Consider the following 13732-nt stretch of genomic DNA (forward strand, 5'->3'; position numbering starts at 1 on the left):
ATACAAGCGTCAAGACTCGATAAATACCGAGTTAAAATACCGGCTTACATTTTATAGTTATTGATTGACTCGTCATAAATCATACGAGCGTTTTAATTTTGATCATCATCACATAAAAAAAACAAAAAACCTAGCGTCTTTTTTAGGGCGGCAAAGGCAGCCTATTTAACGAATTCGCGGATCAAGCGGGCAACGCCTTCAGCATTGTCCATATGCACATGATGATCGCCCTCGATTATATGTTCAGACAAATGTTTGAACCAGGTTCGCGCCTTAGGTATGGCGGTCTGCAACTGGCTAAATCCCTGTTTGCCACACACTAATAAGGTTTCAATATTGATGTCCTGCATCAAGGCATCAACTTGAGCAAAAGTTAACCGTTGGGGTGAATCTAATCTCAATCGAGGATCACTGCGCCAACCTATGCCCTCACCTTCGGGTTGCATATTACGCTCGAGCAACAGACGACACCAAGGTTCGGCAAGTCCTGTTAAATGTGCCCTCGCCCGCACTGCGGTCTCTATGCTGTCGTAAATTTTTGCCTGCCCATGTTTCTGGGTTAAATACTTCTCGTGTTGATAGAAGCTTTTCCTTAGTCGTGCTTTCGCTTGCGTTGGCGATTCTGATAAGGGACTTAACGCTTCAATCAATACCAGCTTGTTGACCTTTTCAGGGAAGGTCGCCGTATATGCAGAGGCAATAATGCCACCGAGCGAATGCCCCACCATGGCCACAGGCTTTTGCGGTAATGCCGTTAATAGCGCATCCAAATCATACAAGTAATCAATCCAATGCAGCGGGTAATGCCCCGGCCGGTGCGCCGAAAAGCCATGTCCAGGCCAATCAATCGCGAGCACTTGATAATCGAGTAAATGCGCAGCTAAGGGTTCAAAACTGTTGGCATTATCTAACCAGCCATGTAAGGCCAGCAGTAAAGGTTTATCCTTCGCCCCCCATAATCGGCCTGCGACCTTAATATGAGGTAATACAAATTCGATTTGATTTTGGGGGGCGAGAGATTGCCACATAATGCCTCTGATGTCAGGTGATTAAGATGATTTTTTGACAAATTTGAGTGTCATACGATCACTTTCACCGATCGCTTGGTATTTTTCCTTATCCGTGTCACCCAAAGCAAAAGATGGCGGTAGCGTCCAAACACCTTTGGCATAATCCTTAGTATCTTTGGGGTTCGCATTGATTTCGGCGCTTTCAACTAAGGTGAAACCGGCTTTTTTGGCTAAAGCAACCATGGCCGCTTGGTCCATATAGCCAGTGCTAAAATTCATCCCTTCGTTGGCTCTATGCTCCACCACACCAAAGACACCGCCGTCTTTCAATACTTTATATGACGCGGCAAACACATTCTCTAACTGATCACTCGATGCCCAGTTATGAAGATTACGGAATGTTAATACCAGATCGGCACTGCCATCGGCGCCTAAATCCATCTTTTGTGGAGGATCGAAGGTAACAATCTTTGCATTGCCCATGACGTCTTTATTGGCCGTCATCCACGCAGCATACTTAGTACCAGCGTTGGCGCGATAGCGATTTCCGGGTGTATCCGTCGCGGGAGCGGTTTCGAAACTGGCGGCGATATATTGGCCTTCTTTGGCTAAATAAGGCCCTAATATTTCGCTATACCAACCATTACCTGGCCAGAGTTCAATCACAGTTTGTGTTGGGGTAATGCCAAAAAAACTTAAGGTTTCAGCGGGATGACGATAAACGTCACGGCTGGCATTTTTAGCCTGACGAAAATCGCTTTTTAAGACTTTATCTAAACTTTCATCGGCGTAGGTAACACTCGAACATAAACCAGCAAGCAGTAGACTGGCAACTAAGGTGACTTTTTTCATTGTAATTCTCCATGGATACCGAAGGCATAAGCTAGCAGCCAATGGCCAAAAATCCAAGGAATAGAAGTCGTAAAACCTAGGTTTGAGTGACATAAGTGGTTATGGCTCAAAGTGATGAGTCAATTCACCTTTAGCTAAACCAATAAAGCGCAAAGCGGAAAAAAGCCAGAGGAAACACAATACGCCTGAGGTATTAAATGACCTTGATGATTAGCGACTCGCAGCGTTATCCACACGGCGCCACGCAAAATACAAGGCGCAGGCACTGGTTAATAACCAAAGTCCCACCCAAATCCACGCGGGGATCCAAGAACGTTCGGCCAACATCACCGCATCTCCTTGGCCATCAAGCCCGAGCAACACAGTTGGACTTGCCAGCGCATTAAGCATGATCATCAAACCGATAATACGCAAAAACTGGGTCAACATTTTGTTTTGACTGAGTTTAAGCGGTAACAACAAAATAATAGTGAGTACGGCTAGAATCGCCAGCGTGAGAATATCTCTGCCCCAAAGCAAGCCGCTTAGCACCACTAAAGCGCCCAGCAAGGCAAAGCTCACGCGGATCCCCTTTGGCCAAGTCGCGAGCAAGTAGATTAAATATCCCCAACAGGCCGCGCCAAAATACCCAGCAAAGCCAATCAACATAGGCGAACCGCCTTGGCTAAAACAAAAGCCTGCGCCGTTCGGAAACAATTGAATATGGCTGACCACGCCCGAGCTTAATATCGTCGCAATGCCGTGGGACAATTCATGGAAATAGCTTTCAAGCCATTTAAACGGCACGCTTAAATAGGGAATGCGAGTGATGAGTAACGCCACCACCAGCTCGATAATAAACAAGCCTCGGCTTGGCACACCGCTGGCGGCTAAACCTGTTAATTTAGAAGAGGAAAATCGCGAGGTAGAACGGGGAGGCTTTTGTTGATGTTCAAGCATACAAGTCCACGCCAACCATTTGCTGAATTTCATCGCGTTTGGCGGCATGTTGGGTTTGTAAATATTGGGCAATCGCCCCCTGATGACCACGCGTATCTTGTTCATACTCGAGGTGGGCGCCGAGCCTTGACTGTAAATTGCCCGCTGCGTTTTTACCTTTAGGCTGTGTTTCTAAACTGAGGGCTTCGACAGCATCTTGCTCAATCACTGGGCGTGACGATTCAGGTGCGGTTAGCCCCTGAGCGATAGCGGGTCTATTACTCGCTACAGCATTCGTCAAACTCATTTGATTCACATTCACTTGCATCAAGAAGCCTTAAGTTTGCACTATTCATCGTTAAGCCATTCATCGTAAAGAATGCTTAGCATTAATTGCCTGAGATTCTATCGCAGATACTCAGGCAAAGAACAGCTTATTCACGACCGGGTAACTTTTTCCATGTGACTGTATCACGTAAATACACAGGTTCAAGCTCATCGACCGAGGTTGTTAGCCCTGCTTTGATACCTGTCTCAGCCAATATCAGCATAGCCCTTGCATCGGGATATTTCACGGCGTCGAGAGCTAAAATCCCCTTGCCGAGTGCCAGTAAATCCGGATAAGCATCAAAACCTGTGCCGCAAGCCACAATGGGCGCTTCAGTATCAAGCTGAAGTTGTACGTTGGCAGGCGCACTGACCACTTCTTTACCGACTAATGTCGCAATACCATCGACGGCCACAAACTGCCCCCAATACACTTCACCCATGCGCGCATCAATGGCACACAGCACTTGCTCGGCTTGATGCTCGCTAATGGCCATTTGTGCCATTGCCGCTAAAGTTGAAATACCAATCACAGGCAAATCTAACCCCAGTGCCAGACCTTGGGTCATGCTAGTGCAAATACGGATCCCCGTAAAACTGCCAGGACCTCGACCATAGGCAATCGCCGCCACTTTATCTAAGCTAATGCCCGCTTGCTTGAGCACTGAATCGACCATAGGCAACAGACGCTGGCTGTGTTCACGCGGCGCATCGGCAAGTTCAGCATAAATCTGACCTTGATATTGCAGCGCAGCTGAGCAGGATTCGGTACAAGTGTCTAAGGCAAGAATACAAGCAGAGTGTTCGTGTGTTATTGTCATTTCAAAACCGGATTAGCGGGCAAGATTTCGCATCAAGTTAACCATTTCGGTATTGTGCGAATATGCCATGAGTAAACTGGCGCAAATAATAACATCAAATGCCCGAAAACAAAGGGCTAAGCAAGCAAGTCAGCTAAAATAGCGCCCGCATGATATCCAGTAGCAAATCAGGACTTGATGGATTTATGTGATCTAAGTCAATGATCGATAAACTCATTAAGGAATACCGCCAGCTTGGGGAAACTTTTTCAACTTTGCTTGTCAGAGCAGACAAGTCTGGATTGAATTCATTCCTTGCCATTCCTTTACTATTGTACGATTGCACTAACCCGCCTTCGATAAGGATATTTCATGTTAAACACGCCTCCATTGCGTCGCCTAAGACGCTTACGTAGTTCAGAAACGATGCGCGATCTGTTGCGCGAAACCCATGTTTCGTTAAGCGATCTCATCCATCCCCTGTTCATAGAAGAACACATCACCCACGCAGTGCCTATCTCCACGCTACCTGGTATCAGCCGCTTACCTGAGACTGCACTGGCGGAAGAAGTGCGCGAGCTTTACGCCCTCGGGATCCGTTATGTTATGCCCTTTGGGATTTCCCACACTAAGGATGATAAAGGCAGCGACACCTGGGATGACAATGGTTTACTCGCCCGCATGGTGCGCACCATTAAAGCCGCCGTGCCTGAGATGATGGTGATCCCCGATATTTGTTTTTGTGAATATACAGATCACGGCCATTGCGGCGTGGTGCACAATAATGAAGTCTGCAACGACCTCACCGTCGAAAATTTAGTTAAGCAATCGATAACAGCCGCCAAAGCGGGCGCTGATATGTTAGCACCATCGGCCATGATGGACGGTCAAGTGAAAGCCATTCGCCAAGGGCTTGATGCCGCAGGTTTTGAACATGTGGCGATTCTGGCTCACTCGGCAAAATTCGCCTCTTCCTTCTACGGTCCTTTTAGAGCCGCGGTCGATTGTGAACTCAGTGGTAACCGCAAGGGATATCAGCTTGATTATGCCAACGGTCGCCAAGCCCTGTTAGAAGCCTCATTAGATGAAGCCGAAGGCGCCGATATCCTGATGGTTAAACCCGGTACGCCCTACTTGGATGTGTTAAGCCGTTTAAGACAAGAAACTCACTTACCACTCGCCGCCTATCAAGTCGGCGGTGAATATGCGGGCATCAAGTTTGCCGCCCTTGCAGGTGCGTTGGATGAGCGTGCAGTGGTGACAGAAACCTTTGTCGGCTTAAAGCGAGCTGGAGCGGATTTGATTGTCAGCTATTACACCAAACAATACGCCCAGTGGTTAGCCGAGAGTAGATAGTTCCCTCGGTAACTATCGTTGCGGACATTAAAAAATCGATTAAAAACGCCACCTTTATCGGTGGCGTTTTTGTATTTAGCATCCTGCGCTGAATTGCTTAAGCTTTTTGCAATCGTGCAAACAAGGCTTTCACTTTTTCGACTTTAGGGCGCACAACCATCTGACAATAAGGCTGCTCACCGTGTAAAGCAAAGTAATCATTGTGATAATTTTCAGCGGGATAAAACGTCTCAAACGCTGACACTTGGGTCACTACTGGCGCATCAAAAACCTTGGCTGCTGCTAACTGAGTCAGCATAGCGGTAGTTTGCTCTATCTGCTCAGCATTATGGGCAAACACCACGGAGCGATATTGTGGCCCCTTATCATTGCCTTGACGATTGAGCGTGGTCGGATCATGACTCTCAAAAAAGACCTTTAACAGCGTCGTAAAATCAATTTCCTCTGGATTGAACTCAATATGCACAACCTCTGCATGGCCAGTTTGGCCTGAGCAAACCGATTTATAATCGGCATCATGGGCATCACCGCCAGCATAGCCAGAAGTGACGTTCACCACGCCTTTGAGGCTTTGAAAGATAGCCTCGACGCACCAAAAACACCCAGCGCCAAAAGTCGCAAAGCTGTTCGATGCTGGTTCAACAGCATCATCCATCCCTTTAAAAACCATAGAAACGGAGTTAACACAGTGACGAATATTATTGGGGGTTAACATCTCACCTTCAAAAACATGGCCCAAATGGCCGCCACATTGGCTACAGACAATCTCGGTTCTGCGGCCATCGGCGTCAACATGGCGCGTTACAGCGCCGGCGATTTCATCATCGAAAGCTGGCCAGCCACAATGGGCATTAAATTTATGCTCAGAGCGGTACAAGGGCGCATGGCATTTTTTGCATAAATACAAACCCTTGGCATCATGATCATAATACTCACCACTAAATGGGCGTTCAGTGCCTTTTTCTTCGATAACATAGCGTTCAAAATCGGTCAGTTTGTTCATATTAATGCCCTTTCGACTCACGTCGTTGTCTATTTTGATACTCTTTGATTAAGTTGATTAAGTTAATTAAGCAGCTGTTCCATAAAACCCAACATAAGACCCACTCCAAGCAAGATATCTTGCACTCGGCTTCAAAATGCGGCTGACATCAATCACAACAAATCTAATCACAACACATCCAATAACCCATACTAACGGGTTTAACGGCTAAAATCTTGCCACTTAAGTCAGTCCTAATCTAAGCATTTAAATCAGTGCGCATTAAGCGACAACATAAATGACGGAAAATACAGCAGTTGCTCTCACTCACCCTCGCGGAGTGTTTGCACCCGCTCAAGTGCACGGCTACACTTGCTGCGGGTCAAATTACAACTAAATATAACAAGTAGAAACCACAATGAAATTAGAAACCATTGATTACCGCGCTGAAAACAGTGCCCAGCAATTCGTTGAATCACTTAGGGAAACTGGCTTTGGTGTTTTATCTAATCATCCGATTGATAAGCGCTTAGTTGAAGACATCTACACCGAGTGGCAAGCCTTTTTTAATTCAGAAGCTAAAAACGACTATATGTTCAAAAAAGAAACCCACGACGGTTTCTTCCCCGCATCAATTTCTGAAACCGCCAAAGGCAACACAGTCAAAGACATTAAAGAGTACTATCACGTTTATCCTTGGGGCCGGATCCCCGATTCACTGCGTGCCAATATTCTCGCCTATTACGACAAAGCCAATGCGCTGGCTTCAGAACTTTTAGAGTGGATTGAAACCCACTCACCCGAAGACGTAAAAGCCAAGTTTTCGATGCCATTGCCAGAAATGATCGCCAACAGCCAAAAAACCTTACTGCGTATTCTGCATTACCCACCGATGACGGGCAGTGAAGAAATGGGCGCCATTCGCGCCGCCGCCCATGAAGATATTAACCTTATCACAGTGTTACCTGCGGCCAATGAGCCTGGGTTACAAGTGAAAGCCAAAGATGGCACTTGGTTAGATGTCCCCAGCGATTTTGGCAGCATTATTATCAATATCGGTGACATGCTACAGGAAGCGTCTGGCGGTTATTTCCCATCGACGTCACATCGCGTCATCAATCCTGAAGGTACGGATAAAACCAAACCACGGATCTCTTTGCCGTTATTTTTGCATCCAAACCCTGCTGTCGTGCTGTCTGAGCGTTATACCGCCGACAGTTATTTGATGGAAAGACTGCGCGAACTAGGGGTTATTTAACCCTTAATACCGCCTATTAATCCAAGTGATAATCACAAAAGACAGTCAAGGATTAAGCGATTAAAGCGCCTTAGGGCGCTTTTTTTATGACATTCGCCACCTTCAAGGTAGAATAGCCGTTCTTTAAGTTATTTAGGACAAGGCGTTATCATGGCAATTCAGTGGTATCCAGGGCATATGCACAAGGCACGCAAAGAGATTGAAGAGGCAATGCCTCAGGTCGATCTTGTTATCGAAGTGCTGGACGCGCGTATTCCCTACAGTAGCGAAAACCCCATGGTGGCTCAGCTTCGAGGCGACAAACCTTGTATCAAACTACTCAATAAATCTGATCTGGCCGATCCAGAGATCACTGCGCAATGGATTGAATACTTAGAACGCGAACAAGGCGTAAAAGCCACCGCGATCACCACACTGCAAGCGGCAATGGTGAAAAAGATCCCTGATATCTGCCGTAAGCTAGTGCCGAGTCGCGATAAAACCGAAAAAGACATTCGCACTATGATCATGGGTATTCCTAACGTTGGGAAATCCACCATCATCAACACCTTAGCTGGCCGTGTTATCGCCAAAACCGGTAACGAACCTGCGGTAACCAAAACCCAGCAAAGGATTAATTTACGTAACGGTATCGTGCTATCGGATACTCCGGGTATTTTGTGGCCCAAAGTGGATAACGAAGCGAGCAGCTATCGCCTTGCCGTCACGGGCGCCATTAAAGATACCGCGATGGAATATGAAGATGTGGCCCTGTTCGCCGCCAAGTATTTCTTAACCGCTTATCCAAAAGAGATTTGTGAACGCTACAACTTAAGTGAATTACCCAAGGATGATGTCGCACTTCTCGAGGAAATCGGCCGCAAACGTGGTGCGCTGCGCCCCGGTGGTCGCATTGATATGCACAAGGCATCTGAGTTATTGCTGCATGAATACCGCTCAGGAAAAATCGGCCTCCTCTCGTTAGAAACGCCTGCGATGGCCGAGCTTGAGAAGATTGAAGTCGCCCGCATCATGGCGGAGAAGGAAGCAATAAAAGAAGCCAAACTTGCAGCAGAAAGATTGAAGCGTTCTGGTAAGCGCCATAACGACTAACTCATTACGCGTAGTCATCACGCTTAGTCATCACGGCAAGTTATCTTACTATCTCTGCAAGCATTGAAAATAACGCTCAACGTGTGTTGAAGATAAGACGCTAATGGCGTTGATATTCAAGCTTAGTAAGCTAATTCATCAAGCTTAATATTTAAGCCAGCATATTGAATATGCTGGCTTTTTATTTTCATAAACGAAGATGTCGCGTTAACAAACACTGTCACGCGCAACTACTTTTGCGCACCAGAGGTCAACCTATCAAGCAAGGCATCCAAACTCTGCTCTAATAAATCCAACACCAGTTCAAAGCCCTGCTCGCCATCATAGTAAGGGTCCGGCACTTCCGTGACTTGCGTATTCGCATAAGAGAGCATTAACTGTAACTTGTACTGATACTCAAGCGGACAACGACTACGCAAATCCGCTAAATTGGCCTTATCCGCCGCCAAAATTAAATCAAAATGTTCAAAGTCGGCATCCACAACCTGCCGAGCCCGCATTCCATCGAAACTAAAACCCCGCTTTTCCCCCGCCGCCATAGCACGGCGGTCAGGCGTATCCCCTTGGTGATAACCAATAGTACCCGCAGAGTCTACCTCAATATTGAGCCTACGCTGCGCAACCTTAAAGCGGCACACAGCTTCTGCCGTCGGTGAGCGGCAGATATTGCCCAGACACACCATTAATATACGTTGCACTCTCGCCTCTTTCATTTCATTCAATCCTTCAACAGTCAAAGCTTATCCATCGTCATGATTAAGTGATTAAATGTGCTTTGTGCCTTAGTTGTCAAATTAAAGTCAAACCAAAGTGAAATAAAGTCTACTAAAACAAGTGCTTGAACTAAGCCTTGTTAACCATACACGCCCCTATTGTTGACTGTCGATCTTATCTATATCGACGCGTACCCGCAGGAAACTGGCAAATCTGGGTAAGCCATTTACGGTAAGACCCAGATATTTATAGGTGATGATTGCGCCCGCTGCGGGAGGATGTTGGCGCTCTGCGAGATTAAAACCTGTGCCTATGTTGAAAATCCGGCCGTCTGGGGTTTGCACTCTTATTGCACCCATTTGCCCTGCAAATTGACCTTTCCCTGGTATATGGCCGATCACTGTCGCTTCAGCATCATAATAGGGTTTTAATTTCATCAAATTAGGATTGCGGCCACTAACATACGTCGCGGAGCTGCGATGCAGCATTAATCCTTCAGCACCTTTAGCAACTAAGCTATCGAGTTTTTGATACAGAGCTTCAAGACTGTCCACTTGGAACTGCGCTATGACTTCAAGATAATGCGATTTATCGCTTAATTCGGTCAACGCAAATTGATAGCGATGCTGAAAGTCGCCACCCGCCTTGGGAACATCGAACACCATAAATCGCACTTTGCGCCAGTCATCATCCTTGGCTGAGGTTTGTCGAACTATGCTCGACATAACCTCAAACTGGCCTCGCCCAAGCCATAATTCACCATCGAGGGGATAATTCGGAAAATTCGCGATAAACCAAGTTGGAGCAGCAATAAGATTACCTTGCCGAGTCAATAGTGCCTGACCATTCCAGTAACCTCGCACCCCGTCGAGTTTTTCGCTAATCAAAAAGTCGTGAATATTAATCTCTTGCTGGGCATCAAACTCGGTTGCCAACTGTATCGAAGGTAGTGAGGTTTGTGCATAGGTCACTGGGACTAAACAACCGAATATTAGCAGACTGAGTAAGAGCAGACGTTGTTTGAAAAACCGAAAGCGGATAAAACGATGAAATGTTAAATCTTGTAACGGGCTGATATGAGTCATTCCCTTGCTCACTCTGGCAATATATCCTTCATCAAGCTTAGAACGCATAGCTCAAGTTGCACTAAAAAACCGTCGAAAGTCACTAAGCGCCTAAGTTAACAACGAATGTTGATGACGATTTTACTCAGTTAATTGTTTATGCGCTTTTCATCTCGGGCTATACTGCGGCCAAATTTATTAACTCAGTCAAATGTTAAAATCCACAACAGTTGGTTTTATCAAACCTGTTTGAGTGAGCAACACCTCAGCGCATTGTCGCTAATGTCTATTGGAAACACTATGAAACCAGCCAACAATCACGGTATTAAACGCATTTTCAGAGCGACGGGATTTTCGATGAAGGGCTTAAAGGCCGCTTGGGTCCACGAAGCCGCTTTTAGACAGGAATTAATGTTGGCCATCGTCATGTTACCCGTGGCTTTGTGGGTTGATATCAGCACGATTGAACGTTTGCTGCTGATTTTTACACTGTTTATCGTGTTGATTGTTGAGCTTTTAAACTCGGCGATTGAAGCTGTGGTCGATCGTGTCGGCAGTGAAATTCACCCACTAAGCGGCCAAGCCAAGGACATTGCCTCGGCTGCCGTGTTTATGAGTCTTGCGCTGTGTGGATTAACTTGGCTGGTCGTATTGGCGCCACTGGTGTTTTAACACCGACGTTTTAGATAGTCGCATGAGCAAACACTGAGCCATCGTCCCTTAAAAAGTCGATGGCTTGTTTGATCTGGGCTAAACGATCATTTTCCGCCCAATAGGCAACATACACATTTCGTGAAATAGCGCTGGCGCCACTGACGTAATGCAATTCGCCGCTGCGCAAAGCATGCTGCACCAAATGCTCGGGTAAGAAAGCACAACCACCATTATTTAAGATGAAATCCAAGGCGATACGCGCAGAGCTCGTGTGCAGTGTCGGCACAGGCAGCGACGCATATTCCTGCGCATGTACAATATTAAACGCCGTCCCCCAATCCACTTTTACATATTGCCCCGGCACCACGGCATTCACCGTTTGACCTTTTAGGCTCGAAACCAACAACAAATTAATTTGCCCCAGCTGCACTAATTCAAATTGATCAAGCTTTGGCGGATCGAATGAAATCGCGATATCGAGGGTGCGGTCCATTAATTGGCGCGTCATCGCATTGGCAGGCAGCACTTCGGTGCGCAGCGCAACGCCGGGCAGCCCCACGTGCAATCCCTGTAAATAACCTTGCAAATAGGCATCCCAAATATTCGGCCCTGCACCAATGGCAAGCTGAGTCGACTGTAACTGACTGAGGGAAACATCTTGTTTAGCCCGCTCCCACGCCGTTAATACCGCCTCGGCATGGCCAAGCATGCGCTCGCCTGCGGGTGTGGGCTGAATGTTATTACGCTGACGCTCAAACAGCGCGACGCCTAAAATGCTCTCAAGCTGCTTGACTCGAAAACTCACAGCACTGCGCGTGAGATACAGATTCTCGGCCGCTTTACCGAAATGGCGAGTACGGGAGACTTCAAGAAAGGTTTTCAGTAAATCGGTATCCATAAAAATTCTTGACCAACATAGGCAAATTTTTTTGATTTATAAATCAATAATACTAGCCAATACTCCAGTTGCAAATCTTTGTATATCAAAAACTAGAGGGTATCTGCCATGTCTGAACAGTCTTTTTCAAACGCTAACAAGGGTTCTGAGACGTTTAACGGCTCAGCTGCTGCCAGTTTTGTCTCGCAAAAACGTTTCTACGACGACGCGAATTTCCCCAAAGGCTTCAAACGAAGCGGCGATTTTACTAATAAGGAAGCTGAACTGCTTGAATTGCATGGTCATGCAATGAAGAATTTAGCCGAAGGTAAAACCTTGCCCTGCACCTCCGATGAAGCTCAATTTGTGGAAGTCGCCAAAGGAAATATCGCGCCCAGTAGCTTGTTAGAGCAGATCTGGGTAAAGTATCGCAGGCTCGCCATGGGGAAACCCTTTTATGCCGTGGTTGGTACAGTGCATTTGCCTGCAACCAAGCCCGAAATAGAAGTTGAGGCCGAGGCTGTATTTGATATTGAAGATGATGTTCAGGATGAACCTGAACCCGAGGATAAAGAATGAAGATTAAGGTTTGCTACTAAATGCGTGGTTGGATTTTATATAAAGAAACCGCGACTCAGCTAAAACCTGAATGGTATGAAATTGAGCGTCTACTGGCGGCAGCAAAAGCCGACAACATACAGTTGGAAGTTTACGCACCTGATGAATTTGATCTGACTGTCACCAGAGAAGATAACAAGAGTATTTTATTGAATGGGCAAGCCGTCGAGCTGCCCGATTTTATTATTCCGCGAATGGGATCAGGCACAACTTACTTTGCCTTAGCCATTATTCGCCACTTAGAAAGATTAGGCGTGTATTGCCTCAATCCTTCTAAAGCCATTGAAATCGTTAAAGACAAATTATTCTCCCAGCAATTGTTGGCAGAGAAAAATTTGCCTACGCCTAAAACCATGTTGGTTAAATTCCCCGTTGATATCGCCCTTGTAGAGCGCCATCTCGGCTTTCCTGTGGTGATTAAAACGCTTTCTGGCTCACAGGGCAGCGGTGTGTTTTTATCCCATAAGGCACGTGAATTTGACGATCTAATGCAGTTGATTGAAGCGACCAACAAAAACGCTAACATTATTCTGCAAGAGTTTATCGCTAACAGTCATGGGCGCGATCTTCGGGTATTTACCATCGGTGGTCGTGTTGCGGGTTGCTACGAAAGGCGTGGTCAAGAAGACAGCTTTAAAGCCAATGTCAGTGCCGGCGGCTCAGCGCGTCCATTTCAGATCACTCCTGAAATTGAATGGCTTGCAACGCAAACAGCCAATATTCTCGATCTCGATGTTGCGGGTATCGATTTATTGTTTGATAACGGCCATTACAAAATTTGCGAAGCAAACTCATCCCCAGGATTTGAAGGCCTAGAATCCTGTTTGAATGTGGATATTGCCGCGCAAATTTTACACTTTATTCGCATCCGTTTAGGCATGTTTAATAAAGATGAGCCAAGTAGCCCCAAAGTGGTCATTACTGACAATGTAGAAACGTCTGTGACGCCCGTTATCGAGCCTAAATAGCGGACCAGCGATATAATATCAATATCTAGCGGTATCACGCCGCTAGCTATTCTTAAATTGATTACTATCCCCCATTTATCATGTTTCACATCCATTGGCATCTCGCGCCACAAGCAAAGCTGCAATACTGAAGTTATTTCTAGGTAGCACTAGTCCCTCCCTTACCGTTTGCGTTAGCCTTCAATCCACAATTGATGTGATGTTTCGCTCAAATTTCATTCAATGCCGCTAAAATAAGTCCT

The 13732-nt window shown here is 46.4% G+C and carries 15 protein-coding genes; 6 read left to right on the forward strand and 9 right to left on the reverse strand.

What is annotated here, in order from left to right:
• Positions 1–161: 161 nt before the first annotated feature.
• The 5 genes from Q4Q57_RS10655 to tsaB all read right to left on the reverse strand — a co-directional run bounded on the left by Q4Q57_RS10655 (position 162) and on the right by tsaB (position 3928).
• Complete coding sequence (locus Q4Q57_RS10655) at positions 162–1028, reverse strand: alpha/beta fold hydrolase (RefSeq protein WP_006086388.1); 867 nt, start codon at positions 1026–1028, stop codon at positions 162–164.
• A 21-nt stretch (positions 1029–1049) separates the two neighbouring features.
• Positions 1050–1862 carry a methyltransferase gene (locus Q4Q57_RS10660; protein ID WP_311890801.1) on the reverse strand — a complete coding sequence of 271 codons (813 nt, stop codon included), beginning with the start codon at positions 1860–1862 and terminating at the stop codon, positions 1050–1052.
• 210 nt (positions 1863–2072) lie between these two features.
• Positions 2073–2801 (reverse strand): M50 family metallopeptidase, encoded by a 729-nt coding sequence (locus Q4Q57_RS10665; protein WP_006086386.1) that lies wholly within the window; start codon positions 2799–2801, stop codon positions 2073–2075.
• Entirely contained in the window at positions 2794–3108 is a 315-nt protein-coding gene (locus Q4Q57_RS10670; RefSeq protein WP_063882846.1) for a hypothetical protein, read from the reverse strand. Before Q4Q57_RS10670 ends, Q4Q57_RS10665 begins: the two co-directional genes overlap by 8 nt.
• A gap of 106 nt (positions 3109–3214) precedes the next feature.
• On the reverse strand, positions 3215–3928 hold the full coding sequence (tsaB, locus tag Q4Q57_RS10675; RefSeq protein WP_006081354.1) for a tRNA (adenosine(37)-N6)-threonylcarbamoyltransferase complex dimerization subunit type 1 TsaB: 714 nt from the start codon (positions 3926–3928) through the stop codon (positions 3215–3217).
• 351 nt (positions 3929–4279) lie between these two features.
• On the opposite strand from tsaB, the gene hemB reads away from it, so the two are divergent.
• Positions 4280–5263 (forward strand): porphobilinogen synthase, encoded by a 984-nt coding sequence (gene hemB, locus Q4Q57_RS10680; RefSeq protein ID WP_311890802.1) that lies wholly within the window; start codon positions 4280–4282, stop codon positions 5261–5263.
• Between the two features lie 97 nt (positions 5264–5360).
• On the opposite strand, the gene Q4Q57_RS10685 is transcribed toward hemB, so the two are convergent.
• Positions 5361–6266 carry a bifunctional methionine sulfoxide reductase B/A protein gene (locus Q4Q57_RS10685; RefSeq protein WP_311890803.1) on the reverse strand — a complete coding sequence of 302 codons (906 nt, stop codon included), beginning with the start codon at positions 6264–6266 and terminating at the stop codon, positions 5361–5363.
• A gap of 397 nt (positions 6267–6663) precedes the next feature.
• Between Q4Q57_RS10685 and Q4Q57_RS10690 the strand changes: the two genes are divergently transcribed.
• The gene (locus tag Q4Q57_RS10690; protein WP_311890804.1) at positions 6664–7503 is read left to right on the forward strand and encodes a 2OG-Fe(II) oxygenase family protein; all 840 of its coding nucleotides are present in this window, start codon (positions 6664–6666) and stop codon (positions 7501–7503) included.
• Positions 7504–7653: 150 nt separating this feature from the next.
• Positions 7654–8595, forward strand: a complete 942-nt coding sequence (gene ylqF / locus Q4Q57_RS10695; protein ID WP_220592779.1) for a ribosome biogenesis GTPase YlqF — start codon at positions 7654–7656, stop codon at positions 8593–8595.
• A gap of 230 nt (positions 8596–8825) precedes the next feature.
• Here the strand turns inward: ylqF and Q4Q57_RS10700 are convergent, their stop codons facing one another.
• Together Q4Q57_RS10700 and Q4Q57_RS10705 are read right to left on the reverse strand one after the other, a co-directional pair.
• Positions 8826–9308 carry a low molecular weight protein-tyrosine-phosphatase gene (locus tag Q4Q57_RS10700; RefSeq protein ID WP_311890805.1) on the reverse strand — a complete coding sequence of 161 codons (483 nt, stop codon included), beginning with the start codon at positions 9306–9308 and terminating at the stop codon, positions 8826–8828.
• Between the two features lie 156 nt (positions 9309–9464).
• Complete coding sequence (locus Q4Q57_RS10705; protein WP_311890815.1) at positions 9465–10394, reverse strand: DNA ligase; 930 nt, start codon at positions 10392–10394, stop codon at positions 9465–9467.
• Positions 10395–10673: 279 nt separating this feature from the next.
• Here Q4Q57_RS10705 and Q4Q57_RS10710 point away from each other — a divergent pair, with 279 nt between their 5' ends.
• Positions 10674–11045, forward strand: a complete 372-nt coding sequence (locus Q4Q57_RS10710) for a diacylglycerol kinase (protein ID WP_006086380.1) — start codon at positions 10674–10676, stop codon at positions 11043–11045.
• Between the two features lie 10 nt (positions 11046–11055).
• On the opposite strand, the gene hdfR is transcribed toward Q4Q57_RS10710, so the two are convergent.
• Positions 11056–11925: an HTH-type transcriptional regulator HdfR gene (gene hdfR, locus Q4Q57_RS10715; RefSeq protein WP_261273008.1), complete on the reverse strand. Its 870-nt coding sequence runs from the start codon at positions 11923–11925 to the stop codon at positions 11056–11058.
• Between the two features lie 108 nt (positions 11926–12033).
• On the opposite strand from hdfR, the gene Q4Q57_RS10720 reads away from it, so the two are divergent.
• Both Q4Q57_RS10720 and Q4Q57_RS10725 read left to right on the forward strand, forming a co-directional pair.
• Positions 12034–12483, forward strand: coding sequence for a DUF413 domain-containing protein (locus Q4Q57_RS10720; RefSeq protein ID WP_011846617.1), 450 nt, complete (start codon positions 12034–12036; stop codon positions 12481–12483).
• A gap of 20 nt (positions 12484–12503) precedes the next feature.
• Entirely contained in the window at positions 12504–13490 is a 987-nt protein-coding gene (locus tag Q4Q57_RS10725; RefSeq protein ID WP_011846616.1) for a RimK family alpha-L-glutamate ligase, read from the forward strand.
• Positions 13491–13732: the final 242 nt, after the last annotated feature.

The sequence above is a fragment of the Shewanella sp. SP2S2-6 genome, assembly GCF_031931965.1.
GTDB classification, from domain to species: domain Bacteria; phylum Pseudomonadota; class Gammaproteobacteria; order Enterobacterales; family Shewanellaceae; genus Shewanella; species Shewanella baltica.

Bases quoted from the DNA above. Each gene is read 5' to 3' on its own strand.
- Q4Q57_RS10655 (WP_006086388.1), bottom strand. From the start codon at position 1,028: ATGTGGCAATCTCTCGCCCCCCAAAATCAAATCGAATTTGTATTACCT.
- Q4Q57_RS10660 (WP_311890801.1), bottom strand. From the start codon at position 1,862: ATGAAAAAAGTCACCTTAGTTGCCAGTCTACTGCTTGCTGGTTTATGT.
- Q4Q57_RS10665 (WP_006086386.1), bottom strand. From the start codon at position 2,801: ATGCTTGAACATCAACAAAAGCCTCCCCGTTCTACCTCGCGATTTTCC.
- Q4Q57_RS10670 (WP_063882846.1), bottom strand. From the start codon at position 3,108: ATGCAAGTGAATGTGAATCAAATGAGTTTGACGAATGCTGTAGCGAGT.
- tsaB (WP_006081354.1), bottom strand. From the start codon at position 3,928: ATGACAATAACACACGAACACTCTGCTTGTATTCTTGCCTTAGACACT.
- hemB (WP_311890802.1), top strand. From the start codon at position 4,280: ATGTTAAACACGCCTCCATTGCGTCGCCTAAGACGCTTACGTAGTTCA.
- Q4Q57_RS10685 (WP_311890803.1), bottom strand. From the start codon at position 6,266: ATGAACAAACTGACCGATTTTGAACGCTATGTTATCGAAGAAAAAGGC.
- Q4Q57_RS10690 (WP_311890804.1), top strand. From the start codon at position 6,664: ATGAAATTAGAAACCATTGATTACCGCGCTGAAAACAGTGCCCAGCAA.
- ylqF (WP_220592779.1), top strand. From the start codon at position 7,654: ATGGCAATTCAGTGGTATCCAGGGCATATGCACAAGGCACGCAAAGAG.
- Q4Q57_RS10700 (WP_311890805.1), bottom strand. From the start codon at position 9,308: ATGAAAGAGGCGAGAGTGCAACGTATATTAATGGTGTGTCTGGGCAAT.
- Q4Q57_RS10705 (WP_311890815.1), bottom strand. From the start codon at position 10,394: ATGACTCATATCAGCCCGTTACAAGATTTAACATTTCATCGTTTTATC.
- Q4Q57_RS10710 (WP_006086380.1), top strand. From the start codon at position 10,674: ATGAAACCAGCCAACAATCACGGTATTAAACGCATTTTCAGAGCGACG.
- hdfR (WP_261273008.1), bottom strand. From the start codon at position 11,925: ATGGATACCGATTTACTGAAAACCTTTCTTGAAGTCTCCCGTACTCGC.
- Q4Q57_RS10720 (WP_011846617.1), top strand. From the start codon at position 12,034: ATGTCTGAACAGTCTTTTTCAAACGCTAACAAGGGTTCTGAGACGTTT.
- Q4Q57_RS10725 (WP_011846616.1), top strand. From the start codon at position 12,504: ATGCGTGGTTGGATTTTATATAAAGAAACCGCGACTCAGCTAAAACCT.